This is a genomic window from Citricoccus sp. (genome assembly GCF_035445025.1).
GTDB lineage: Bacteria > Actinomycetota > Actinomycetes > Actinomycetales > Micrococcaceae > Citricoccus.
In genome coordinates this window covers 18,732-43,610 of sequence record NZ_DAOMPX010000008.1, presented here as the reverse complement: position 1 = coordinate 43,610, position 24,879 = coordinate 18,732, and the positions used below count along the sequence as shown (strand labels likewise).

At 72.3% G+C, this 24,879-nt stretch carries 23 protein-coding genes, 1 pseudogene and 1 riboswitch; of the genes and pseudogenes, 13 read left to right on the top strand and 11 right to left on the bottom strand.

What is annotated here, in order from left to right:
- Positions 1-61: 61 nt before the first annotated feature.
- Positions 62-1,762, bottom strand: coding sequence for a mechanosensitive ion channel family protein (locus PLJ28_RS04645; protein ID WP_183528032.1), 1,701 nt, complete (start codon positions 1,760-1,762; stop codon positions 62-64).
- A 108-nt stretch (positions 1,763-1,870) separates the two neighbouring features.
- Between PLJ28_RS04645 and hisD the strand changes: the two genes are divergently transcribed.
- The 9 genes from hisD to PLJ28_RS04600 all read left to right on the top strand — a co-directional run bounded on the left by hisD (position 1,871) and on the right by PLJ28_RS04600 (position 9,499).
- Positions 1,871-3,178: a histidinol dehydrogenase gene (gene hisD, locus PLJ28_RS04640; RefSeq protein ID WP_324589915.1), complete on the top strand. Its 1,308-nt coding sequence runs from the start codon at positions 1,871-1,873 to the stop codon at positions 3,176-3,178.
- Positions 3,179-3,316: 138 nt separating this feature from the next.
- Positions 3,317-3,436: riboswitch (SAM riboswitch) on the top strand.
- Between the two features lie 69 nt (positions 3,437-3,505).
- Complete coding sequence (locus tag PLJ28_RS04635; protein WP_010145727.1) at positions 3,506-4,051, top strand: flavin reductase family protein; 546 nt, start codon at positions 3,506-3,508, stop codon at positions 4,049-4,051.
- 25 nt (positions 4,052-4,076) lie between these two features.
- Positions 4,077-4,469 (top strand): RNA-binding S4 domain-containing protein, encoded by a 393-nt coding sequence (locus PLJ28_RS04630; RefSeq protein ID WP_324589914.1) that lies wholly within the window; start codon positions 4,077-4,079, stop codon positions 4,467-4,469.
- Positions 4,470-4,643: 174 nt separating this feature from the next.
- Positions 4,644-5,471 (top strand): hypothetical protein, encoded by an 828-nt coding sequence (locus tag PLJ28_RS04625; RefSeq protein ID WP_324589913.1) that lies wholly within the window; start codon positions 4,644-4,646, stop codon positions 5,469-5,471.
- A complete protein-coding gene (locus tag PLJ28_RS04620; RefSeq protein WP_183528040.1) occupies positions 5,468-6,094 on the top strand; it encodes a class F sortase in 627 nt (208 codons plus the stop codon). The genes PLJ28_RS04625 and PLJ28_RS04620 overlap by 4 nt, the downstream gene beginning before the upstream one ends.
- Positions 6,095-6,309: 215 nt before the next feature.
- Positions 6,310-6,513 carry a cold-shock protein gene (locus tag PLJ28_RS04615; protein WP_010145723.1) on the top strand — a complete coding sequence of 68 codons (204 nt, stop codon included), beginning with the start codon at positions 6,310-6,312 and terminating at the stop codon, positions 6,511-6,513.
- 78 nt (positions 6,514-6,591) lie between these two features.
- Positions 6,592-7,599 (top strand): aldo/keto reductase family protein, encoded by a 1,008-nt coding sequence (locus tag PLJ28_RS04610; protein WP_183528042.1) that lies wholly within the window; start codon positions 6,592-6,594, stop codon positions 7,597-7,599.
- 266 nt (positions 7,600-7,865) lie between these two features.
- On the top strand, positions 7,866-9,140 hold the full coding sequence (locus PLJ28_RS04605; protein WP_324589912.1) for an Ig-like domain-containing protein: 1,275 nt from the start codon (positions 7,866-7,868) through the stop codon (positions 9,138-9,140).
- Between the two features lie 74 nt (positions 9,141-9,214).
- The gene (locus tag PLJ28_RS04600) at positions 9,215-9,499 is read left to right on the top strand and encodes a hypothetical protein (protein WP_183528045.1); all 285 of its coding nucleotides are present in this window, start codon (positions 9,215-9,217) and stop codon (positions 9,497-9,499) included.
- A 22-nt stretch (positions 9,500-9,521) separates the two neighbouring features.
- Here PLJ28_RS04600 and PLJ28_RS04595 read toward each other — a convergent pair whose 3' ends face one another.
- A complete protein-coding gene (locus PLJ28_RS04595) occupies positions 9,522-10,823 on the bottom strand; it encodes an MFS transporter (protein ID WP_324589911.1) in 1,302 nt (433 codons plus the stop codon).
- Between the two features lie 104 nt (positions 10,824-10,927).
- Between PLJ28_RS04595 and PLJ28_RS04590 the strand changes: the two genes are divergently transcribed.
- Positions 10,928-12,145, top strand: a complete 1,218-nt coding sequence (locus PLJ28_RS04590; protein WP_324589910.1) for an MFS transporter — start codon at positions 10,928-10,930, stop codon at positions 12,143-12,145.
- On the opposite strand, the gene PLJ28_RS04585 is transcribed toward PLJ28_RS04590, so the two are convergent.
- The 5 genes from PLJ28_RS04585 to PLJ28_RS04565 form a co-directional block, all read right to left on the bottom strand.
- Positions 12,140-12,691, bottom strand: a complete 552-nt coding sequence (locus tag PLJ28_RS04585; protein WP_183528049.1) for a hypothetical protein — start codon at positions 12,689-12,691, stop codon at positions 12,140-12,142. The two genes, PLJ28_RS04590 and PLJ28_RS04585, sit on opposite strands and share 6 nt — an antisense overlap.
- 10 nt (positions 12,692-12,701) lie before the next feature.
- Positions 12,702-14,015: an MFS transporter gene (locus PLJ28_RS04580; protein WP_324589925.1), complete on the bottom strand. Its 1,314-nt coding sequence runs from the start codon at positions 14,013-14,015 to the stop codon at positions 12,702-12,704.
- 41 nt (positions 14,016-14,056) lie between these two features.
- Entirely contained in the window at positions 14,057-15,232 is a 1,176-nt protein-coding gene (locus PLJ28_RS04575) for an amidohydrolase (protein ID WP_298042307.1), read from the bottom strand.
- A 202-nt stretch (positions 15,233-15,434) separates the two neighbouring features.
- Entirely contained in the window at positions 15,435-16,169 is a 735-nt protein-coding gene (locus tag PLJ28_RS04570; RefSeq protein ID WP_298042285.1) for a hypothetical protein, read from the bottom strand.
- 54 nt (positions 16,170-16,223) lie between these two features.
- On the bottom strand, positions 16,224-17,000 hold the full coding sequence (locus tag PLJ28_RS04565; protein WP_298042283.1) for a DUF5058 family protein: 777 nt from the start codon (positions 16,998-17,000) through the stop codon (positions 16,224-16,226).
- Between the two features lie 153 nt (positions 17,001-17,153).
- On the opposite strand from PLJ28_RS04565, the gene PLJ28_RS04560 reads away from it, so the two are divergent.
- A complete protein-coding gene (locus PLJ28_RS04560; RefSeq protein WP_324589909.1) occupies positions 17,154-18,179 on the top strand; it encodes an Lrp/AsnC family transcriptional regulator in 1,026 nt (341 codons plus the stop codon).
- A gap of 4 nt (positions 18,180-18,183) precedes the next feature.
- Here the strand turns inward: PLJ28_RS04560 and PLJ28_RS04555 are convergent, their stop codons facing one another.
- The gene (locus tag PLJ28_RS04555) at positions 18,184-18,696 is read right to left on the bottom strand and encodes a DUF3237 domain-containing protein (RefSeq protein ID WP_183528056.1); all 513 of its coding nucleotides are present in this window, start codon (positions 18,694-18,696) and stop codon (positions 18,184-18,186) included.
- A gap of 111 nt (positions 18,697-18,807) precedes the next feature.
- Between PLJ28_RS04555 and PLJ28_RS04550 the strand changes: the two genes are divergently transcribed.
- Positions 18,808-20,136: an MFS transporter gene (locus tag PLJ28_RS04550; protein WP_324589908.1), complete on the top strand. Its 1,329-nt coding sequence runs from the start codon at positions 18,808-18,810 to the stop codon at positions 20,134-20,136.
- Between the two features lie 42 nt (positions 20,137-20,178).
- A complete protein-coding gene (locus tag PLJ28_RS04545; RefSeq protein WP_298042273.1) occupies positions 20,179-21,084 on the top strand; it encodes a LysR substrate-binding domain-containing protein in 906 nt (301 codons plus the stop codon).
- Between the two features lie 9 nt (positions 21,085-21,093).
- Here the strand turns inward: PLJ28_RS04545 and PLJ28_RS04540 are convergent, their stop codons facing one another.
- From PLJ28_RS04540 to PLJ28_RS04530, 3 genes and pseudogenes are all read right to left on the bottom strand, one after another.
- Positions 21,094-23,112, bottom strand: coding sequence for an FMN-binding glutamate synthase family protein (locus PLJ28_RS04540; protein ID WP_324589907.1), 2,019 nt, complete (start codon positions 23,110-23,112; stop codon positions 21,094-21,096).
- Positions 23,113-23,280: 168 nt separating this feature from the next.
- Positions 23,281-23,838 (bottom strand): thioesterase family protein, encoded by a 558-nt coding sequence (locus PLJ28_RS04535; protein WP_298042267.1) that lies wholly within the window; start codon positions 23,836-23,838, stop codon positions 23,281-23,283.
- 207 nt (positions 23,839-24,045) lie between these two features.
- Positions 24,046-24,879, bottom strand: a pseudogene (locus PLJ28_RS04530) (hypothetical protein); the annotation flags it as partial.

Sequence of the window (24,879 nt, the reverse complement as noted above, 5' to 3'; positions counted from 1 at the left end):
CACCGGGTACCGCCCGGCCCGGGGGCACGGCCGTGCGGCCCCGCCCACGGGCCGGGGGCGCTCAGTCCCCGTCGAGGCTGACGTCCGGCCGGGCCCGCCGTTCGCTCTCGGCGGCCGGCTCCCGCCCGGGGTCCGGGTGGCCCGAGTCGTCGTCCGGGCCACCGTCTGCCTGGGCCGCCTTCTCCTTGCGTTCCTGGTAGGCCTGTTCGCCCGGGCCCGCGAACTCCCGGTTGCGCTCGATCGCGGTGATCGATCCCGTGAACATCGACGAGTCCTCGCTCGTCTTCGTCAACGGCGTGGACCCGGTGACCGCGGACCCGGTGACCGTGGACTCGGCACCGGTGACGGCCCGCTGCTGACCGGTGGCGGCAGGGGACCCGTTGGACGATCCCAGCCGGGGCAGTGCGCCGGTGGCCGGCCGCTGCTCCCGGCCCGGACGGGCCCCGCCACCGGGCACCGGACCGGCGGAGGCGCCGTCGTGCCGCGCCGCGGATCCGCCGGCGGCCCGGCGGTACGGGTCCGCCTCCGCCTCGCCGGTCTCCGCGTAGGCCGGGGAGAGCACCGAGACGCTCTCGGCCAGGCGCTGGGCGTAGATGGCCTCCGGGTGCTCGCTGCGCAGGAAGGTGACCAGGTCCTCCCGCACGAGGCAGCGCAGGTCCCACAGGTCCCCGGAGTTCCGGGCGGAGACCACGGCACGGATCTTGACCATGCCGCCGAGGGCGTCGGTGATCTGCAGGGACCCCTCCTTGCCGTCCCACAGCTCGGTGGACTCCAGCAGGGCCCGGAGGCGGTCGCGGGCCTCCTCCATGGGCACCCGCCAGTCGACCTCCATCTCCACGGTCCCGGACAGCGCCGAGCCCACGCGCGTCCAGTTCTCGAAGGGGGTGGTGGTGAAGTGGCTGGACGGGAAGATCACCCGGCGGCCGTCCCAGATCTTGACCACCACGTAGGACAGGGTGATGTCCTCGATGGTGCCGTAGACGTCCTCCACGGTCACCACGTCCCCCACGCGGATGGCGTCGGTGAAGGCCAGCTGGACGCCGGCGAAGACGTTGGTCAGGGTGGACTGGACCGCCAGGCCGGCCACCACGGACAGCAGGCCGGCCGAGGCCAGCAGGCCGGCGCCCACCGCTCGCACCTGCGGGATGGTCAGCAGGATCACGGCCACCGCGATGACGATGATCAGGGCCTCGAGGATGCGCCGGATCAGCACCGTCTGGGTCTGGATCTTGCGGTCCCGCCGGTCGTCCTCGCCCGCGCTCTGGTACTTGGCGAGCACCCGCTCCTCGACGATCCGCACGATCCGCAGGGCCAGCCAGGCCAGTGAGCCGATGATCCCGGCCAGCAGCAGGAAGTTCGTCCCCTCGAACCAGTCGTACTCGGAGGCGGTCAGGCCCAGGGCGATCCTGGCGGCCATCAGGCTCAGCGCCACGGCCACCGGGACCCGGCACCGGGCCACCTGGCGCCGCAGTGCCGGCCGGCCGCGCAGCACCACGTTGAGCAGCACGGAGGCCGCGGTCACGACGGCCAGCGCGATGACGACCCCGACCAGCACGGTGGACAGGATCCCCCAGAACGGGCCGAGGGAGTCCACGGCGCCCTGGGCCCCCTCCTCCATGGTGTCCGGGACGGTGGTGGTGATGTCCTCCGGTGTCGCGGTCCCGTCCGGGACCGGTTCGGAGAGGGCACGGAGGGCCGCCCCGGAGGGAACGGCCGCCCCGGGCAGGGCGGGCAGCACGGAGGACAGGGACATCAATGGCATGGTCCCAGTCTGTCACCGGCGCCTGCACCGGACCTGAACGGGTGGAGAATGGACGCTGAGATCGCTTCAGATCACGGCCGACCACTCCAGTACCGGAAGAGGACCCTCATGCTTTCCATCACGGACCTGCGCGGACACGACGTCGACCCGGCCACGGTGCTGCCCCGGGCCGAGCTGGACGTGGCCGGTGCCGTGCCGCGGGTGCTGCCGATCCTGGACGAGGTGCGCTCCGGCGGCGCCTCGGCCGTGCTGGACCTGGGCGAGCGCTTCGACGGGATCCGGCCGCCGTCGTTGCGGGTGCCCGCCCCGGCGCTGGCCGAGGCGCTGGAGGCCCTGGACCCCGAGGTCCGCTCCGCACTGGAGGAGTCGATCGCCCGCGCCCGGACCGTGCACGCCGCGCAGCTGCCGCCCGGGTCCGAGGTCGACCTCGGGGAGGGGGCCATCGTGGAGAACCGCTGGGTCCCGGTGGGCCGGGTGGGGCTGTACGTGCCCGGCGGGCGCGCGGTGTACCCCTCCTCCGTGGTGATGAACGTGGTCCCGGCGCAGGCGGCCGGGGTGCCCTCCCTGGCGGTGGCCTCCCCGCCGCAGAAGGACTTCGGCGGCCTGCCGCACCCCGTCATCCTGGCCGCCTGCGCCCTGCTCGGCGTGGACGAGGTCTATGCCGCCGGCGGCGCCCAGGCCGTGGCCATGTTCGCCTACGGGGTGAACGACGACGACGGCACGCGCCTGTGCGCCCCGGTGGACATGGTCACGGGGCCGGGCAACATCTACGTGGCCGCGGCCAAGCGGGCGCTGCTCGGGACCATCGGGATCGACGCCGAGGCCGGTCCCACCGAGATCGCCGTGCTGGCCGATGCCACGGCGGACGCGGAGTGGGTCGCGGCCGACCTGATCAGCCAGGCCGAGCACGACCCGATGGCCGGTTCGGTGCTCATCACCACGTCCCCGGAGCTGGCCCGGGACGTGGTGGCCCAGGTCCAGGAGCAGGTGCCGGGGTCGTTCCACGAGGAGCAGGTCCGTCAGGCCCTGACCGGTCCGCAGTCCGGGATCCTCGTGGTGGACACCCTGGCCACGGCCATCGCGGTGGCCGATGCCTACGCCGCCGAGCACCTGGAGGTGCACACCGTGGACGCGCTGGCCACCGCGCGCCGGATCCGCAACGCCGGGGCCGTGTTCGTGGGACCGTACTCCCCCGTGCCGCTGGGCGACTACTCCTCCGGGTCCAACCACGTGCTGCCCACCGGCGGGTCCGCCCGGTACTCCTCGGGGCTGAACACGGTCAGCTTCCTGCGGCTGCAGCAGCTGATCCGGTACTCCGAGACCGGGTTGAAGGAGTTGGCATCGAACATCTCGGCACTGGCCGGGGCCGAGGGGCTGCCCGCCCACGGGGAGGCCGTGGCCCGGCGTTTCCGGTAGCCCCCGGTCACCGCCGGGTGCCGTCCCGCGTCGGCGGCAACCGGCTCCGCAGCACGTGACGGAGGTCACCGTCACAGGCGTTCACATCCGCAGAAGGCCTTTGACCCGTCGCCCCGGCCGTCGTTACGCTGAACCCAGAATCACGAGTTCCCGCTGTTACAGCCCTGGCTTGCGGGACGGCAACCCTCTTCACGCAGTAGTGGGGTGCTCCAGGTGATGATTCGGCCTTCCGGGCAAGCCGGCGGGCAAGTACCGCGTCTGAAGCAGGTACCGGAGGGGCACCGCCCGAGGTCACACTGTGGATGCGCCCTCGAACGGAGGACTGACATGACCGCCCTGGCCACCATCGACCTGAGCCGCACCGCCACCCTGGACACCGACCTGTCCGCCCAGACCCTGCGCTCGGCCTTCTCCCACTTCCCCTCCGGCGTCGCCGCGCTGTGCGGCCTCGCCGATGACCAGAAGGAGGGCCTCGTGGCCTCGTCCTTCACGGTGGGGGTCTCCCTCGAACCGGCACTGGTGTCCTTCGCCGTGCAGAACACCTCCCGGACCTGGCCGCGGCTGAAGCGGGCCGAGCGCATCGGGATCTCGATCCTCGCCGAGGGCCACACCGACGTCTGCCGCCAGTTGGCCTCCAAGGACGGGGACCGCTTCGAGGGCCTGGGCGTTCGCGCCTCGGACCGGGGCGCCCTGTTCCTGGACAACGCCGCGCTGTGGCTGGAGACCTCCGTCTACGCGGAGGTCCCGGCCGGCGACCACCACGTGGTCCTGCTCGAGGTCCACGGCGTCCACGACCACTCCTCCGAGCACGAGCCGCTGGTCTTCCACCGTTCGGCCTTCCGCAACCTGCGCACCGCCGAGGGCAACCAGTAACCGGCCCACCCGTATCCTGGTCCGCATGCCGAACGCCCCGCAGCCACCGAGCCAGGTCCGCCTGGACGCCTGGCTGTGGGGCATCCGCATGTACAAGACCCGCTCGGCGGCGACGGCGGCCTGCCGGGCCGGCCACGTGCGTCTCAACGGCCAGCCGGCCAAGGCGGCCCAGCCGGTCAAGCCCGGTGACACCATCCGGCTGCGCCAGCCGGGCCGGGAGAGGGTCCTGGAGGTCACCGGCCTGCTGGCCAAACGGGTCGGGGCCGCCGAGGCGGTGCGCCACTACGTCGACCACTCGCCGCCGCTGATCCCCCGGGAACTGCTGGCCGTCCCCCAGCGCGATCGCGGCGCAGGGCGCCCCACCAAGCGGGACCGCCGTCAGATGGACCGGCTCCGCGGCCGGGATCCTCAGCCCTGAGGAAGCGAAGCGGACCGAAACAGACTCAAAAACCGAGTAGGGCGGCGCCCGATGACGTGGTCGTCGGCAGTGCACGTCGGGTAGTGCCTACTAGTGCCCCATTCACAGCCCTCTCATAGGTTGGGGTGCTACCAGTCCACCCCGGGCTGGATCCAGCGGACGAAGGATCTTCTGATGCAGCACACGACCCCCCTCTACCGACGCACGCCGGCCATCACCGGGATGGCAGCCCTGGGCCTGGTCACGACGGTGATGCTGGCACCCGCAGCACACGCCGACACGGACCTGGACCTCGCGGAAGGGCCTGCCAGCACCATCGTGGTGGCGGACGTGGAGGGTGCGGCCGGGACCGGTGGCGCCGAGGCCACTGTCGAGACCGCACCCGAACCAGTCACCGGAACCGGTGAGGAGGCCCCCGCCGAGACCGGCGAGGCACCCGCCGGCGGCACCGATGAGGCGCTCACCTCCGGTACCGGCGAGGCGCCCACCCCGGAGACGGGTGACGAACCGCCCGTCGGCGCCGAGGCGGGTCCCGCCGACGCGGAACCGGCCGAGGGGATCCCCGCAGCGGGCCCCGCGGAGCAGGACGGCCTCTGCACCGACGCCGCCGCCGGGGACCAGCAGGATGCCGGGACCGGTGACGCGGCACCCACGGACACCGGCACCGGCGACGCCACCATCGAGGCCGGCACGGACGGTACAGATGGCACGACCGGCACGGACAGCCTCGTCGAGACCGCGGCAGCGGCCACCGGTGACGGCGATGGCGACGGCACCCTGACGGACCCGGGGTGCGCCGCCACCGCGCCGGACCAGGCCGGCACCGGTCCCGGCGCCCCGTCCGGGGACGACACGCAGTTGCCGGTCGGGGGCGTCGACGCCGGCCGGGGCGAGGCCGCCGGCCAGAACGTGGTCCTGCCGATCGCCACGGCGGGCGCCCTCGCGGCCGCGGTCAGCCTGGGCGCCTACACGCTGGTCCGCCGGAGGCGAAGCGCGGCATGAGCCCCCGGGACGTATCCACCGTGGACACCCGCCGGCCCCCCGTGCGGCCCCGGCGTCTCAGCACCGTGCTGGCCGGGACCGCACTGGCGGTGTCCCTGGCGGGTTGTTCGATGGATACGTCCGCGTTCCTGAACAACGTGGAGTCGGCATGGAAGGGACCCGCAGACACCCTGGCCACACCTGTCGCTCCCGCCGGACTGGAGATCCCGGCCATCGGCCTGCGGACCGGACTCATCGGGGTACAGGTCCAGGACGACGGGACGCTCGGGGTCCCGGACAGCGGCGAGGACGTCGGGTGGTATTCCCCGGACGAGGATCCGGCCGGAGGCCACCCGACCGTCTTCGTCGCCCACGTGGACACCCCGGCCGGGCCCGCGGTCTTCGGGCGGTTGCCGGAGCTGCGCCCCGGGCACGAGGTACGGGTGACCGACGCCGGCGGGGACGCCCGCGTCTACCGGGTGGATCGCGTGGAGGACCACCCGGTGGACGACTTCCCCACGCTCGAGGTCTACGGAGCGGTGGCCGGTGACGAGATCCGGCTGATCACGTGCACGGGGGTCTTCGACACCGGCCGGGACCAGTACCTGGAGAACCGGGTGGTCTATGCCTCACGCTCCGGGTGAATTCTTGGCCAACGCCGAGGATTCGACCCCGTGGGGCTGTTGTTTCGACCACTCTCACGTAATATGGGCGACGAAGTGTAGTAGCAGTAAGTCCGTCATCACTGCGGACCGGTCAGCTCTCGGGCTGGACGGGGCGTTGGGAAGCGGTTTCGCCACACACCGCTTCGCCCCCGCGGGAATCCCCGTGGGTAAACACCCCAATGAAAGAGGCATCCATGGCCACCGGTACCGTCAAGTGGTTCAACGCTGAGAAGGGCTACGGCTTCATCTCCCCGGACGACAACTCCGCTGACATCTTCGTCCACTTCTCCGCCATCGAGGGCTCCGGCTTCAAGGAGCTGCAGGAGGACCAGAAGGTCGAGTTCGAGGCCCAGCAGGGCCCGAAGGGCATGCAGGCTGCTGCAGTCCGCCCGCTCTGATCTGATCAGACGCCGCAACGGCCGCTCTCCCCGTCGGGAGGGCGGCCGTTGCCGTTCCCGGCCGACTAGGGTGAATCCATGAGATTCAGATACCTCGGCAACAGCGGACTCAAGATCTCCGAGATCATCTACGGCAACTGGCTGACCCACGGCTCCCAGGTGGAGAACGAGACGGCTCACGCCTGCGTCCGGGCCGCCCTCGACCAGGGCATCACCAGCTTCGACACGGCCGACGTCTACGCGAACGGCAAGGCCGAGTCGGTCCTGGGCGAGGCGCTGAAGGGAGAGCGCCGGGAATCCCTGGAGGTCTTCACCAAGGTCTACTGGCCCACCGGCCCCAAGGGTCCCAATGACACCGGACTGTCCCGCAAGCACATCCTCGAGTCGATCAACGGCTCCCTGCAGCGTCTGCAGATGGACTACGTGGACCTCTACCAGGCGCACCGCTACGACGTGGAGACCCCCCTGGAGGAGACCATGCAGGCGTTCGCGGACGTCGTGCGGTCCGGCAAGGCCCTGTACATCGGCGTCTCCGAGTGGCCCGCGGACAAGATCCGCGAGGCCCACGCCATGGCGAAGTCGCTGGGCATCCAGCTGATCTCCAACCAGCCCCAGTACTCCATGCTGTGGCGCGTGATCGAGCCCGAGGTCGTCCCCGCGTGTGAGGACCTCGGAATGTCCCAGATCGTCTGGTCCCCGATGGCCGGCGGCACCCTGACCGGCAAGTACCTGCCCGGCCAGCAGCCCCCGGCCGGTTCACGGGCCACCGACGAGAAGGGCGGCGGTCAGCAGACCATGGCCGCGTGGCTGACCGATGACGTCCTGACCGCCGTCCAGAAGCTGAAGCCGATCGCCCAGGACCTGGACTGCACCATGGGCCAGTTGGCCATCGCCTGGGTGCTGTCCAACCCGAACGTCGCCGGCGCCATCGTCGGCGCGTCCCGCCCCGAGCAGATCGTGGAGAACGTCCGGGCCTCCGGGATCACCCTGGACGAGTCCACCCTCGCGGCCGTGGACGCCGCCATCGGTCACGTGGTCACCGACGACCCGGCGAAGGTCTCGGTCCCCGAACGCCGCGTCGTCTGACCGGCGCCCGGCAGCGCCCGGTCGCGGTCGGTCTGCCCGACCGCGACTGGCCTGGCCGGGCCACGGGCCAGGCCAGGCCGGTGATCCGGCCCCCGGCGGCCTCCCGACGTCGCGGCACCGGGAGGCCGCCGTGATCACCGTGATGTGACTGTGATAGCCAAGGCCCCAACATCACGGTATGATTACGAGTACGCCGGTGCTGTCCGTCACGCTCGACGGGGCGGACAGCACGGGGCCAATGTACTTCAGAGCCGGGGGGCACCTGAATGACCACCACTGCCCACCGACTGGCAACCCCACATCGTCCACGCAACGCGCGCCCTCTGCTGAGCCGTGTCGCCGCCGTCGGGTGCAGCACCCTCCTGGCCGCCACCGCGCTGACCGCCCCGGCCGCCGCCACCGGCACCGAGTCGCCCGCGCCCGAGGGTTCGCCCTCCACCTCCCCCACCGTGGCAGCGACGCCGAACCAGGCCCCGCAACTGACGTGCGGCGGGGTGATGACGCAGAACGGCTCCACCGAGTCCATCCGGGTCAGCGTCTCGGACCCGGACGGGGACCCGGTCACGCTCCGCGCCGACGTCTCCATGCTCGGGGTGCAGCCCACCGTCGCCGGCCACGTCATCACCTATGCGGCTCCGGCCGGTGCGACCGGTCAGGACAACTTCGCCGTCATCGCCTCCGACGGACGGGGCGGTGAGGCCCATTGCGAGATCGGCGTGCTCGTCCAGCCCGGTGCCGCCAGCCCGACGCCGACCCCTACACCGACACCCACTCCCACGCCGCCGCCCGGACCCGCTGATCCGACCCCGGAGCCCACGACGGCCGCCCCCACACCGACCCCGGTTCCCGAGCCCACCAGCGAGGCACCGGCGCCCGGGGACTCCCCCACCCCGACGCCGACGTCCCGTCCGTCCTCACCCGGCACCACCACTGCCCCCGCCACGCCGGGTGACGGATCCGATGACGAGACCGGCACGCTCCCGGGCGGCGCGTCGCCGGCCCCCGGAGCGGGCGATGACGCGGATTCCGGGGCGGTCACGCCCGGTGGCGCGGTCACGCCCGGTGGCGCCGACCGGCCCCGCCCCGGTTCGGAGGGGGCCGGCGGGGACTCGGGCGGCGAGGAGACGGCCACCGATGCAGTCCCCACCGAGGGTCCCACCGGTGGCCCGGCCGTCGTCCTGCCCCCGCGTCCCGCCCCCGAGGCGGGCAGTGGTGCACCGTGGGCCGGAGTGGTCCCGAGTGAACTCGGTGCGGGGTCCAAGCGCGTCCTGGAGGACGCCGAGAGGCTGCTCGACGGCCTCGGCACCGGTCAGGCCGCCGACGGGGGTGGCACCGGGGCCGGTGGGCCGCAGGCAGGCACCCCGGACTCCACAGTTTCCGCAGCGGATGAGGACCGGGACGCCGCGGCCGACGCGGTCCACGTGGACCGGACGGCCGGGACCGGTGCGAGCGGGTGGCTGTTCGGTGGCGTCGGCACGCTGATGATCGCCCTTGTCGGTCTGGCCTTGATGGCCCTGCCGCGCGGGCGCCGCCGACACTAGACTGGAACCACGATGCGGCCGATGGAGGCGGATCAGCCCACTCTCCGGGCCGCCCGAGATCGAGGAGGTCCGTGTTGGCCCGCTACGAAGACGAACTCGAACAGCAGTTCATCGAGGAGCCGGAGAACGATCTGGAGGAACCGGCCGACGGCCGCGACGGCACCGTCGACTTCGGCTCGTCGGATGACCCGGACACCCTGGACGCGATCGACCCCCTGCGCCGGGACACCTTCCTGCTGGACGGTGACGAGGACTACAACGGCATCCCGGACTACCAGGAGGGCGGCCCCGAGGAACCCGGAGCCGATCCCGATGCGGACGGCGAATGGGACGGCGAGGAGGACGAGAACGAGGACTGAGCCCCGTCGGGGCTGAGCCCCCTCAGGACCCGTTCGCCCCCGGGGTGTCCGGGCCGGGTGTGTTCGGGCCGGTGTGACGGCCCAGGATCCGTTCGAGCCCGGAGAGCCCGAGCACCGCACAGGCGAACCACACGCCTCCGGCCGGACCGAGTGGTGCGGCGACGACGCCGGCCACGACCGGCAGGACCACCTGCCCGAGGCGGTTCCCGACCAGGCGCAGGCCGAGTGCGGCGCCGCGCCAGTCGGCCGGGACCGCCTGCGCGATCAGGGTCATCGTCAGGGGCTGGCCCAGCCCGAGGAACGACCCGCCCACGGCCATCAGCACGGCCGCCAGCCACAGGGCGCCCAACGGCTCCAGGGCCAGGGGCACCAGTCCGATCGTCACCGCGGAGACCAGCAGCGCGGCCAGCACCAGCGTGTTCCGGGACCAGCGGGCGGTGAACCACGGCAGGAAGATCCTGGACAGCACGGACCCGGCCCCGCGCACGGCCAGCAGGACGCCCACCCACAGCGGTGAGACCCCGGCCGCCTCGCCCACGAGCGGCATGAAGGCCGTCAGGATGTCGATGACGGCCAGCAGGGCCAGGGCGGCGAGCATGTGGGAGGGCACCCCGGGCACCCGGAGGATGCGCGGCGCCGTCGCCTTCTGCGCCGTGGGCTGAGCGGCGGTCGCGTCGACGGCGCCGCCGGGCCGGGAGTCCGCGGCCGGCGTCGGGTCCGGAGCGGTCTGGGCGCGCAGGGAGAACATGACGGGCACGGCCAGCAGGGAGATGCCCGCGCCGAGCCACAGGGCCCAGGTGATCTCCTCGTCCAGTCCGCCCCCGGTGGCCGCCTGGGCCAGCGGGACGTTGCCGAGGATGAGTCCGGACAGCAGGGGGCCGGCCATCTGGCCGACGGAGAACGCCGCCGTGAACCAGCCGAAGGCCGCGTCCATCATCTCCCGGGGAGCCCGCCGGCCGATGGCGGCCTGGCCGGCGATCGTGAAGACGAGATGGCCCATGCCCAGCAGCGCCGAGGCCGCCATGATCATCACCACCGAGTTCCCCCAGGCCAGGGCGGCCCCGGCCAGGGACATCACGAGGGCGCCGAGGGCGATCATGCCGCGCAGGGAGGGCAAGCGGCCGGTGACCCGGCCCAGCCACATGGCGCTCACCAGCGGCACGATCGCATAGGCGGCGGTCGCCAGGCCCACGGCGGTCTCGTCCGCGCCCAGGGTCAGGAGCTTGTAGCTGGTGACCGGACGCAGCAGGTTCAGCGCGGTCTGCGTCAGGATCGCGGCGACGACCATGAGCCAGAGCCAGGTCAGGGAGCCGCGTTTCGCCATGACCACCAGCGTAGACCGCGCTCCGACCTCGGACGGGGGGAACTAGGATGCCTACGAACCGTGTCGTCCACGGCTCATCCCCCGCCCAGGAAGGCCAGTGATCCATGCCCCCCGCCAGTGCGGTTCCCCCCGGACCGAGCCGGTTGTGGAGCCGGGACTTCATCCTCGCCTCACTGACCAACCTGTTCCTGGCCATGGTGTTCTACCTCCTGGTCACGGCCATGGCCCTGTACGCCGTGGACCGGTTCCAGGCCTCGGACGCGATGTCCGGGCTCGCGGTCGGCGCCTACGTCCTGGGCGCGGTGTTCGCCCGGCTGCTCACCGGCCAGGCCATGGACTCCCTCGGCCGGCGCAGGGTGCTCATCGGCGCCCTGATCGCCTTCCTGCTCGCCTCGACGCTGTACCTGCTGGCGAATACGCTCGCGCTGCTGATCACCGTGCGCTTCGTCCACGGGATCGCCTTCGGCGCGGCCGCCACCGTCCTGGCCGCCTCAGTGATCGGCCTGATCCCGCGCCACCGCCGCAGCGAGGGCACCGGCTGGTTCGGCACGTCCACCACGGCCGGTTCCGCGTTCGGGCCGTTGCTGGCCTTCCAGCTCACGGACGCCTTCGGGTTCGATTCCCTGTTCCTGGCCTGTACCGTCTTCTCGCTCTTCGGCCTCGCGGCCGGACTGCTGGTCCGGCTGCCCGCGCCGCCCCGGCCAGATAGCTCGGGACCGCGACTGCGCTTCTCCGTCCGCGGGATGCTCTCCCCGCAGGCCCTGCCCGTCTCGATCGTCATCCTGCTGGCCGGGACCGCCTTCTCGGGGGTGCTGGCCTTCCTCAACGGCTACGCCCAGCAGGAGGGCATCAGCCCGACCGTGGCCAGCTCCTTCTTCCTGATCTACGGCACCGTCCTGGTGGCGACCCGCTTCGTGGTCGGGCCGATCCACGACCGCTTCGGCGACAACGCCGCCGTCGTCCCGCTCCTGGTGTCCTTCATGATCGCCCTCGCGGTGCTCGCCGCCTGGCCCGTGCCCGCGGGGATCTTCGCGGCGGCGGCACTGACGGCCATCGGCTTCGGCGCCCTGCTCACGAGCCTGCAGGCGATCGCCGTCACGGTGGTGCCGCCCCTGCAGATCGGGGTGGCCACCTCGACCTACTTCATCATGCTCGACCTCGGCATCGGCCTCGGCCCGGTGATCCTGGGGGCCCTGCTGCCTGTCACCGGTTATTCCGGCATGTACCTCGCGCTGGCCTGCCTGATGGCCCTCACCATCGGCGTGTACTGGCTGGTCCACGGCCGCCGGCCCGCGGCCCGGCGGCGGACCCGCGGGTCATGATCGCGGTGCGGCGCCCGGGTGGGTCCCCGGCCCGACGACGGCGCGCGCGGCGGCCAGCACGAGAGCACCCAGGACGAGGATGAGCACCACCTCCGCCCCCACGTAGAGGTAGTGGGTGAGGGACCCGCCCTCGGACTCCCCGGCCAGCACGGCATCGGTCCGCTCGTTCAGGAACGGGCGGATCACGGCGACCTTGACCACCAGCACGGCGGTGGCCGCCCAGCCCAGGGCCCAGAGCCGCTGCCGGCCGGGCCGGCCCAGGCACCTCCACAGCGCCACGAGCAGCAGCACGGCCAGCACGATCTCGACGATGTTCATCGCCAGGAAGACCCGGCGTCCGATGCCCAGGCCCAGCGGGATCGTGATCCCCGGGGCCGTGAACTTCAGCGGCGCCTCGATCAGGGAGATCCCGGCGATCAGCCCCAGCCACACCGAGGGCACCACCAGCAGCGCCGTGCGCGCCCAGAGGGGGCCACCGGCGGGTGCAGGGGCCTCGGCCGCGGCGGGACGAGGGGGACGGTGCGGGCTGGCGCCGGGGGTGTCCATGGCCCCGAGTCTAGGCCGGTGTCACCCGTGGCCGCGGCGGACGGCGGCCGTGCGCGCGCAGGAACAGGGCCATGCCGAAGCAGCCCACGTACATCACCGCGATGACCAGCCAGCCGATCGAGAAGTCCCCGGTGAGGTCCCGCAGGGCGCCCATCACCAGCGGGCCCAGGGCGAAGCCGGAGTACATGCCCATCGAGTTGATGCCGGAGGCGGCGCCGATCCGCTCCGGGGCCACCACCTGCATCAGGCCCGCGTTGATGACCACGTTCGCCCCGAGCACCGTGACACCGTGCAGGGCCGCACCCGCCCAGATCAGGGCCGGCAGGTGCCACAGCCCGGCGGCCAGGAACGCGGCGACCCCGGACAGGGCGCCGGCCGAGATCATCAGCAGCAGCGTCGAGGCCTTGACGCCGGCCGACATCCGCCGGCCCCACCAGATGCGCGAGACCACGCCGATCACGCCGGACACCGCCGTGGCCACGCCGCCCAGGACGAGGGAGAAGCCCACCGCCTCCATGGAGAACAACGGCAGGTAGACGTTGGTCGCCTGCATGCCGAAACCGGACAGCAGCGCGATCGAGGCGAAGATCCACACCGTGGCCGGCAACCGGTCCGCCGACGGCCCGTCCGGGTCCTCGGCCCGGGCATCGCCGGGGGCGGCCGGCGTCGTGCTCTCCGGTCCGGGCCCGGACCGTGCCTCCCGCGCGGCCCGGGCCGCCAGCTCGCGCGGGGTGGGCACCACCGCGAGCCCGTAGGCCAGCAGCCCCAGGGCCACCAGCGCGGCACCGAGCGCGGCACCGGTCCAGCCGAGCCACAGGGACACGGCCGGGAAGAACAGGCCGGAGAACAGCTGGGAGGCCTGCACGCCGGACTGCTTGACGCCGATCCAGCCGGCCCGCCTCACCGGGGGCACGGCGCGGATGATGATGCGGTTGGTGGTGGGGTTGGAGATGGCCTGGGCCGGTCCGGCGAGCACGGCCGCGAACAGCAGCACCCAGTAGTGCGCGGCGAACGCCCCGACCACCAGGGCCACGGCGGTGCCCGCGAAGATCAGCACGAGCTGCGCCCGGGCGCTCATCCGGTCGGCCAGCCGGCCCAGGTAGATGCTGGAGATGGCTGCCGAGGCGAACACCACCGAGACCACGAGGCCGAGCTGGCCGGCCGAGATGCCCAGCTGGTCGATGATCAGGGCCGAGGACACGGAGACGCCGTAGTTGAACAGCGGTCCGACGCCCATCGCGCACAGCAGCACGAACAGCAGCGCGCCCGAGGCCCGGGTGCGGCGGTCGGGGTCGGCGGGCTGCGCGGGATCGGGTCGGGTCATCACCCGATGAGGATAGTCCTCGTCAGCGGGCTCCCCGCGGACTACGAACCGAGCCTGCTCCGGATCGCGGCGAGGGCCGCCGTCGCCGCCGTCCACAGGGTCGGTTCGGGCACGGGCACGAACCGCGGCGAGTGGTTGACGGGCATGGTGCCGGAGTCCACCGTCTCCTGGTCGAAGCCGCCGTAGAACCAGAACACGCTCGGCACGCCGAGTGCCCCCGGCAGGGTCCCGAAGTCCTCCGAGCCCATCATCGGCTCGGCGGCCCGCACGCGGTCCACCCCGAGGGCCCCGCGCAGCACCTCGGTCACGGCCGCGGTCTCGGCCGGGTCGTTGAAGTTCCGCGGGAAGCGGTAGAGCTGCTCGATCCGCGGCTCGGGGGCCCCGGAGGCGGCCGCCTCGGCGGTGATGATGCGCCGGACGGCGGCCAGCACGTGCTCGCGGACGTCATCGTCCATGGTGCGGATGTTCAGGGTGAACTCCGCGGTCGCCGGGATGATGTTCTCCTTCAGTCCGGCGTGGAAGGTGCCCACGGTCACGACGGCGGCGCGGCGCGGGTCGAGTTCCCGGGCCACGATGGCCTGCAGCCGGGTGACGATGTGCGCCCCCTGCACGATGGGGTCGATGGAGTCCTGCGGCTGGGAGCCGTGCGACTGCTCGCCGTAGAGCGTGACCTTGAGCGAGTCGGCGTAGGCCATCGCGGTGCCGGGGACGATCGCCACGGTCCCGGCCAGTCCGGGCATCACGTGCTGGCCGTAGACGACCTCGGGGCGGGGCGCCCTGTCCCAGATCCCGTCCTTCACCATGGCCGCCGCGCCGGCGGCCGTCTCCTCGCCGGGCTGGAAGATCAGCACCACGGTGCCGGACCAGGTGTCCCGGTCCGCGACCAGCACCTCGGCCGCGGTGATCAGCGCGGTGACGTGGGTGTCATGGCCGCAGCCGTGCATCACGGGCACCTCGGTGCCGTCCTCCAGGGTGCCGCGGGCGGTGGAGCGGTAGTCGACGTCGGAGTCCTCCTCGATCGGCAGGCCGTCCGTGTCCGCGCGGAAGCCGACCACGGGTCCCTCGCCGTTGCGCAGCACGCCCACCACCCCGGTGCCTCCGCAGCGGAAGTGCTCGATGCCGAGGGTGTCCAGATGGGCCTCGATGAACTCCGCGGTCCGGTGCTCCTGCATGGACAGTTCGGGGTTCGCGTGCAGGTGCCGGTAGAACTCCAGCATGCGGGCGCGCAGGCCCTCGTCGAGTCCGGCGGCCGGCGCCGGACCCGGTCCTGCGGCCGGTGTTGAGGCCGGCCCGACGTCCGAGCCGAGGGTCTGGAGCTGCTGGTCTGGGGTGGTCATCGCGGTTCCTCTCGCGGGGTCTGTGGGATGTTCGGCCGGTGCCCTGCACGGACACCTCGGATGCTACGGGGCGCGCACGCCGTCAGGGCACCTCGGGCGTGGCGTCCCGGCCCGCGCCCGCCTCGCGCTTGCGGACGAACCACCCGATCACCAGGGTGGTCAGCACCACGATCGCGGTGGCCACCATCGCCAGGGACGGCACGAGCGGCACGAGCACGAACAGCACCAGGACGGCGACCACGAAGGCCACGATGGTGGCCCGGACCTGCTTGAGGCTCACGATCGCCTGGATGATCACGGCACCCATGACCGAGGGCAGCACGTAGATGCGGACCACCTCGGTGACGTCCGGCGGGATCACGCTGATCAGCCAGGTGCCCAGCAGCCCGACGAAGACGAACAGGGAGACCAGGTGGACGGCGGCGGCGCCGCAGATGGCCATCACCGCCGCGAGGCTGCCGCGCGGGGTTCCCGGCTTGGCGCCGATGCTGGACTGGGCGATCAGGGCGGCGGGCAGCAGCTTGTTGGAGATGTTGCCGATCATGAACGCCTGGTACATGGACGCCGAGCCGAGGATCGGGAAGTAGGTCAGCGGTTCGACCAGCCAGATGACGAAGAAGGTGCCGGCCACGGCGGCGAAGGCGGTGAACAGCTGGGTGGCGGTCACGCCGAGGTCGGCGAAGAAGACGAGGTAGAGCGGGCCGGCGAGGGAGAACACGAGCCCGGCGATCATGGTCAGCCGGCCCCATCGGGACGTGGTGCGCTCGAACTCGCCCATGCCGGCGGTGGTCTGCGGGCCTGTGAGGGTGGCGGTCATGGAAGTCTCCTGGGATGTGCGTCAGCGGGAGGAAGCCGGAGGGGAAGGGGTAGCTCAGCCGACCGGGCCGAGCCCGGCCGAGTGGGCCAGGTAGGCCGCCGTCAGCCCGACGAGGATGGCGATGCCCAGGCCCCATTCGCGCAGCCAGCGCAGCCCGGGGACCCGGGCCAGGACCAGGCAGAGGCCCATCACGGCCGCCGAGGTGAGCAGCGTGATCACGTGCACGGGGCTCTTGGGGACCTCCGCCAGGCCGAGGGAGATGAACGCCCCGAGCAGTGCCGCGGCCGGGACCACGGTCATCAGGGCGGGGTTGACCTTCTCCAGCTTGTGCCCGCCGCGCTGGAGCAGGGGCGTGAGGATGAGGGTGGCCAGCATCCACATGGCCCCGCCCATGCTCATGGCGAAGAACACGATGGCGAAGACCTGCGGGGTGTAGGTGGGCCCGCCCAGTTCCGCACCGGTGGTGCCGGCCGCGATGCTCGCCGCCGCGGTCTCGAAGGACACCGATCCGATCAAGCCGATCCGCACCAGGGTGGCCGGCGTGCCGAACAGGGCCAGCAGGGCGATGGCGACCAGGACGACCGCCAGGGAGGGGCCGACCGCGGCGATCGCCCCGGTGCGGAAGGAGGTCCGCAGTTCCTGCGGCGTCATCCCCACGGAGGGGGCCGCCTTGCGGGCCGCCTTCATGTAGATCACGGACTGGACCGCGACCACCAGGAACACGCCCAGGGCGCAGATCCACAGGACCGGGGTGTTGGCCAGCGCCAGGACGGGACTCGGCTCGGCGGCCGCTGCCATCGAGGCCGTGGCCAGCGCGGTGGTGGGGATCATGGGAACCTCCCGGTCGGGCCCACCAACCCCTGGGACGCGAGGTCTGGGGTCGGCAGGATGCGGTGCAGGGTGTGGCTACCATTGTGGTGTGGCGTACATCACCCAGCGGGAAATCCCTGAGAATCTGCACACGAACCGGCCATAGAGGAGAAAGTGAACATCGAGACCCTGCTCACGGAAGAGGACCTCCAACTCGTCCACGCCCTCCAGCTCGGCCCCCGGTTGCCCTGGGGGGTGCTCGGCGAGGTCCTGGACGTGCACCCCACCTCGCTGGCCACCCGGTGGCGGCACCTGGAGCGCAGCGGCCTGGCGTGGATGACGGCGCACCCGGTGGGACACCCCGACCAGATGGCCCTGTCCTTCCACGACGTGCAGTGCGCGCCCGGCCGGCGGCGGGAGGTGGCCGAGGCGGTCGCGGGCATGCCCGACGTGTTCACCATCGAGGAGTGCCACCGGGACCGGGACCTGATGCTGACGGTCATCACGCCCAGCCAGGCGGTCCTCACCGAGTCGGTCTACCCGCAACTGGACCGCGTGCCCGGACTGGCCCGGTACGAGACCGCGTTCTGCACCCGGCTGCACGGCAGTGGCGGCAACTGGCAGCTCGACGCCCTCTCCCCCGACCAGCGGGCCGCCCTGCGCGCCGCCGCCGGCCCGCGCCCGGAGTCCTTCGCCCGCTACGTCACCCCGCCGCCGTCCTTCGGGCCGATCGTGCGTGCCCTGGGGCGCAACGCCCGCACGACCGCGGCCCAGATCGCCGAGGAGACCGGACTGCACCCGGCCACCGCCCGGCGTCGGCTGCAGAAGGTCCTGGACAGCCGCACGCTGTCCTTCCGCTGCGAGGTCTCGCACCGGGCTGCGGGCTACCCCGTGGTCTGCCAGTGGTTCGCACGGCTGCCGGCCGCGGACCACGACGCCGCCGCGGCGGCCCTGTCCTCCCTCGGGGCCCTGCGGCTGTGCGCGTCCACCACGGGGCGGACGAACTTCACCTTCATGATGTGGCTGCGCTCCGCGGCAGACATCATGACGGTCGAGCAGGCCGCCTCGCGGCGGCTGCCGGGCCTGGAGATCCGCGAGAGCGTGATCATCGCGAACATCCCCAAGCGCGTGGGCTGGCGCCTGGATCCGGACGGCGCCCGCACCGGGGAGTTCATCCAGCCCGGTTCCGCCTGGGACTGAGGCCTCAGCGCACCCGCCACAAATCGATGAGCACCCGGTCCGGCTCGCGCCGGCCCGAGCCGATCACGACGGTGGACTCCAGCCAGGCCCAGCGATCACCGCTCACCTCGAAGCGCGGGCAGCACCGGAAGTAGATCCGCTCCGCCGGGACCTCCTCACCACGGACCAGGGCCGCGATGTCCTCGGCCGAGCCCGTGCGGTAGGCGGCGTTCATGACGAACAGGCGGTCGCCGTCGTCGGTCTCGATCACGTAACGGGCGTCCAGGTCCGAGCTGGTGTCCGAGGTGATGAGCTGGAAGTCCGCCCCCGCCGGCAGGATCCGCCCGTTCAGCTCCGGCCCCGTCACCGTGCCGCCCGAGATCGGGATCACGCGCCGCAACCCGGTGCGCGTCCGGCCCACCTCCACGGGGGCTGAGACCTCGACGGCGAGGCTGGCCAGGAACTCCAGGTGCGGAGGCGTGGGGGTGACCGCCCCGGAGGGTGCGGCCGGTTCGGGCAGGGTGGGGGTCTGGGTCATGGAAGCCAGCGTAGGGCGGGCCGGCCCGGGGGGCCATGCACATCCGGTGTGCATGCGATGCACGCAGATGTCCATTGAAGATGTCAACGATTCGGGCAGAGACTGGGTGACATGACTCACAGCACCGTCACCTCTCACCAGCCCCTGGACCGGGCGCCCCGCCGGTCCGGCCGGGGGCGGGACCTCGTCGCCGTCAACATCGGGAACGCGCTGGAATGGTTCGACTGGAACATCTACGCGATCTTCGCCCCGTTCTTCGCCGCCCAGTTCTTCCGGGCCGAGAATCCGGTCTCCAGCCTGCTGTCCACCCTGGCGGTGTTCGCGGTGGGCTTCCTCATGCGTCCGGTCGGCGGGTGGCTCTTCGGCCGGCTGGCCGATGAGAAGGGCCGCAAGTTCAGCCTGACGCTGGCCATCCTGCTGGCCTCGGCCGGTTCGCTGCTGATCGCCGTGGCCCCGACCTTCGACGCCGTGGGCGTGTTCGCCGGTGTCGTCCTGCTCGTGGCGCGGCTCGTCCAGGGCCTGTCCCACGGCGGTGAGACGGGCAGCGCCTTCACCTACCTGGCCGAGATCGCCCCGCGGGACCGCCGGGGCGTGTGGGCCTCCACCCCGTGGCTGGGCGTGGGCGTGGGCACCATGCTGGCCACCAGCATCGGCGTGCTGCTGACCGCCCTGCTGACCGAGGAGCAGATGGCGGGGTTCGGCTGGCGCATCCCGTTCGCCGTGGCGGCCGTGCTCGGCCTGTACGCCCTCTACATCCGCAAGACGATGAACGAGTCGGAGGTGCACACCGAGCGCAAGGCCCAGGACACGGCACAGCACGGGGAGCGGCGCCGGTCCCTGCGGGAGGTCGTCGGCGAGCTCTGCCGCGAGTGGAGGCCGCTGCTGCAGATCATCGGGCTGAGCATCTCCGGGGTGGTGGCGTTCTACACCTGGTTCATCTTCGCGCCCGGTTACGCGTCCCGGGAGTTCGGCATGGACCCGAACGCCTCGCTGGTGGCCGGACTGTGCGGACAGGCGGTCTTCCTGGTGGCCATCCCCGTCATGGGGTGGCTCTCGGACCGGTTCGGCCGTCGACCGGTGCTGCTGGTCTTCGCCGCGGGGTTCGCGCTGCTGGCCTTCCCGCTGGAGTGGATGCTGGGCCCCAGTCCGGTCCTGCTGTTCCTCGCGATGGCCGCGGGGTCCGTCCTGCTGGCCGCCAACTGCGCGCCGCTGGGTGCGGTGTTCGCCGAACTGGTGCCCACCCGCCTGCGTGCCACCCTGATCGGGATCGGCTACGCCACCTCCGGGGCGATCTTCGGGGGCACCGCCCCGTACCTGAACACCTGGCTGTCCAGCATCGGGATGCACGGGGTGTTCGTGGGCTACATGATCGCCCTGTGCCTGATTAGCGTGGTGGTCATCATCAGGATGCCGGAGACCGCCCGCGGCGAGCTCCGCTGACCACGCCGGGCGGACCCGGCGGGAAGCCGAGGACCGTTGCGAGTGACCCTGCGCCAGCTCGAGCACTTCTGCGCGGTGGCCCAGACCGGCAGCATCAGCGCCGCGGCGGCCCGGCTGAGGGTGTCCAGGACCTCCGTGACCGAGGCCCTGGACGCCCTGGACCGCATCACGGGGACGGTGCTGTGCCGGCGGAGCAAGGCCGAGGGCGTCGTCCTGACCCTCTCGGGACAGGACTTCCTGGCCCGGGCCCAGTCCGTCCTCGACCAGGCGCGCGAGCTGGAGGAGATCGACGGCGAGCGCGCGCTGGGAGGCACCCTCGCCGTCGGGTGCTTCGGTTCGCTGGCCCCGACCGCCCTGCCCCTGCTGTGGTCCGAGTTCTCCCGCCGGCACCCCGACGTCACCGTGTCCGTCACCACCGGCGGCCGCCGTGAGCTCGTGGAGCAGTTGGGCCACGGAGTCCTGGACGTCGTGCTCGCCTACAACCTCCATGCCCTGCCGGGGGTGCAGTCCGCGCCCCTGTACGACACCACCATGTACGCCCTGCTCCCGGCGGACCACCGGCTGGCCCGCGCCGGCCGGGCACCGATCACCGAGCTGGCGGACGAGCCCCTGCTGCTCATGGACGTCTCCCCCAGCACCGAGGACATCCTGTCCTACTTCGCCCACCACGGCGTGACGCCCACGGTCCGCCTGACCACGCCCGGCTTCGAGCTGATCCGGTCCCTCGTCGCCCGCGGACTGGGATACTCCGTCTTCATCCAGCGCCCCCGGCAGGACGTGTCCTACGAGGGCCTGCCCGTGGCCTGCGTCCCGCTGGACCCGGTGCCCCACCTGGAGCGCGCGGCCATCGGCTGGTCCGAGCGCCGGCGGCTCCCGGCCCCGGGGCGGGCCTTCGTCACCGTGACCCTAGGGCTCGCGGACCGGATCGCCCCGGCCCCGCTCACCTGACCCGGGCCGTCAGTCGCCGGGAAGCCCCTCCGGGCGGGGCGCGTCGCTGACCACGGGCGTGGACCCCGTCTGGGCGCGCCGGGTACCGCGGTCCTGCTGCGTGCCCTCGGTGGCCGGGCTGGCATCGCGCACCGGGGCGAGGCCGCCGGTGCGCGGTTGCGGCACGCCCTCGTCCGCGCCCCGGCCCCCGCCCTCGGCGGCACTGCGGCCGGCACCCGGGCGGTCCTTCGTGGCGGTCCCGCCGGCCCCCGTCCCGGCGCCCACCGGGACCTTCTCGCGGGGTGCCGCGCCGCCGTCGGGCCCCTCCCCCGCGCCCGGCCAACCGGTGTCCTCGGCCTGGCGCGCGAGGGCCGCCAGCCGCAGGTCCCGCAGGGGCAGTGCGGAGGTCTCCACGGTCAGCTCGTCGCGCCACTGCGGTCCGGCCGCGGAGGGCAGGGGCGCGTGCTCGCCGAAGTGGTCCGGGTCCGCCTCGGCCCAGTCGGCGGCCCAGCCGCGCGGCGGGTCGGTGAGCAGTTCGTCCTCGCGCAGCCAGTGGTAGATCGAGGCGTAGGACCGGGTGGTCAGGTGGTCCACGCGCCGCCGCAGCATCCTCGTGGTGAGCTGGGACGGGTTCGAGACCCCCATCGAGGCCATCATCTGCACCGCCTCGCGCACGGTGAGCTTGTGGTAGTTGTGCACGCGGTGGGACTTGTCCTCCACGTCCAGGGCGCGCACGAGCCGCGGGTTCTGGGTGGCCACCCCCACCGGGCAGTGGTTGGTGTGGCACTTCTGGGCCTGGATGCAGCCGGTGGCCATCATCATGGCCCTAGCGCTCATGGTGAAGTCCGCGCCCTGGATCAGCCGCTTGACGATGTCCGAGCCGGAGATGATCTTCCCGGCCGCCCCGATCTTGATCATGTGCCGCAGGCCGGTGCCCACCAGGGCGTTGTGCACCAGCATCAGCCCCTCGGTCAGCGGGGTGCCCACGTTGTCCTGGTACTCGAGCGCGGCCGCGCCGGTGCCGCCCTCCGAACCGTCGATGATGATGTAGTCCGGGGCTATCCGCTCGGCCCACATCGCCTTGCACATCGCCAGCACGTCCGTGCGGGAGCCGACGCAGAACTTGATGCCGATCGGCTTGCCGCCGGAGAGCTCGCGGAGCCGCCCGATGAACCGCACCATCTCCCGCGGGGTGTGGAAGGCGGAGTGCGAGGCCGGGGAGATGCAGTCCACGCCGACCGGCACCTCGCGGGCCTCGGCGATCTCCTCGGTGACCTTGGCCGCCGGCAGCACACCGCCCAGCCCGGGCTTGGCGCCCTGGGAGAGCTTGATGGTGATGCCCTTGACCTCGGGCAACCGTGCCTTCTCGGCGAACCGCTCCGGGTTGAAGTGGCCGTCGTCGGTCCGGCAGCCGAAGTAGCCCGAGCCGATCTCCCAGAACAGGTCCGCCCCGTTGCCGCGGTGGAACTTGGTCAGCCCGCCCTCACCGGTCTCGTGGATGAACCCGCCCATGCCGGCGCCCTTGTTCATGGCCAGGACCGCGTTCTTGGACAGCGAGCCGAAGGACATCGAGGAGATGTTCAGCAGGGAGATGTCGTAGGGCTGGAGGCAGTCCGGGCCGCCGATGCGGACCGTGGGCAGGGGCTGGGGGGTCGGGACGGGGGCCGTGGAGTGCAGCAGGTACTCGTAGCCGATCCGGTTGGTGTCACGCTCGGTGCCGAAGGCCTTGTGGTCGTCCTGGCCCTTGGACCGGGAGTAGACCAGGGACCGCGCGTCCCGGTCGAAGGGCTTGCCGTCCACGTTCCGCTCGATGAAGTACTGCTGGATCTCCGGGCGGATCGACTCCAGCAGGTAGCGGGCGTGGCCGATCACCGGGAAGTTCCGCAGGATCGAGTGCCGGCGCTGCGTCATGTCCCACACCGCCAGCACGAGCAGCAGCAGCACGATCACGCCGAGGACGATCCAGGCCCAGAGGCCGACGAGGTAGGCGACCACCAGGACGAAGAGCAGGATCACCAGTCCACCGATGATCAGCAGGCGGTTGTTCATCCCCCCATGGTGCCACCGCTGGGCGCTGTGTCACATGGGGCGGGTGCCAACGTCACGGGAGGCCCCGACATCACAGGGGGCGCAGGCGCCACAGGGGGGGCACGTGCCGGCGTCACATGGGGTGGGCGTCGGTGACACGGGGCCGGGTGTCGCCCGCCGCCGGGAGGCTCACCAGAGGTGCGGGGCCGGACGACGGGACCCGGGCAGGGCGACGTCGACGCGCCACTCGTGCAGCCACTCCGGCAGGACCAGGTCCGCCGGGACGTCCTCACCGAGCCCGTCGCGGACCGCGGCGATGATCTCCTCGTTGGACACGGGCCCGTCGGGGCCGACGAGGCGCGAGGCCACGTAACCCCGGGCGCAGACCTGACCGTCCACGACGAAGCGCTGCTCGAGCCAGATGCACTTGTCGTCCAGCCCGATGATGCGGGTCTCGAGCGAGTATCCCTGCCACAGGGTGATCGACGCGCGGAACGCGATCTGCTCGGCCTGCACCACCGGGGTCCACCCCTTCCGGCGGAACAGGTCCCACGCACCCGAGCGGACCATCAGGTCGAACCGGCCCAGGTCCATGAGGGAGAGGTACATGCCGTTGTTGACGTGCATCGCGATGTCGATGTCCGTGGGCAGGGCCCTCAGCGGCAGGGAGGAACTGTCCCAGATGCTCAACCGGGAGCGGCGCCGGGAGGTGATGAGCAGCAGCAGGGTGCGCAAGAGCAGGTGCATGGGACCATGCTCGCACGAGATGTTACCCACCGGTAGGGTCATGCCGGTCAGTTCCTGCCACGTCGAATCATGCCCTGCTGGACATCTCATCCTGGCAACCGGGAGGAGATGTCCAGCAGGGCATGACGAACGCCCGGAGCCGCCCGGAGCCTGCCGGATCCAGCGGCAGGACCGGCGGACGGATCGGCGGGCGAGCCCGCGGCGGGGTCAGAGCAGGTCGTCGGTGAGGTGGTCCGGGGTGCCGAAGCGGTGGGCGGTGATGGAGATCGCCTGCTCGTGCAGGAAGGGCAGCAGCTCCACGTCCCCCGCGGACACCACCGGCCCGGCGTAGACGGCCAGGTCCGGCGAGCCGTCCACCGCCTCGTGCAGGGCGAGGACGGCGGCCCGGGACTGTTCCGCAGCGACCTCCCCGCCGATCTCGACGGTACCGGCCGCATCCGCGTCGCCGCCGGCGGGACTCGCCCCCCAGTCCAGGACCATCCGCACCCGGGGATCGCCGCTGCCCTCGGCCGAAGGTGGCAGCTGGGCCAGCTGGCGGGCGCGGGCGTGGAAGGCGGAGGTCGTCTCCACCTGGACGTCCACGGGCGCCCCGGACTCGACCAGGAAGTCCAGCACCTCGGCGGCCAGCGGCTCGGGGGTGCTCAGGGTCAGCGGCCCGCCCGCGCGCAGTCCGGCGGCGAGCACGCGCAGCAGGTGCGCCAACGGCCCGGACTCCCAGCGGATCAGGACGGGCACCGGCAGGTACCGCAGCACGTTGCGCTCGGCCGTCAGGCCGGAGACGTCCCGGGCCACGCCGAATTGTTCCTGCCATGCCACCGCGTCCAGGCCCACCGCCCGGGTCAGCCAGGCCAGTTCGGTGTCGTCGAGGTCCTCGGCCACCTCGTCCACGAGCCGGCGGGCCGGGCTGTCGTCGGCGCGGGCCGCCGCGTCCGCCACGACCACCGCGCCACCCGGCACCCCACCCGTGGAATCCCCCAAGGGGGCCCCCGTGCCCGTCACGACAGCCGTGCCACCCGTCACGGCCACCGCGCCGTCCGGCAC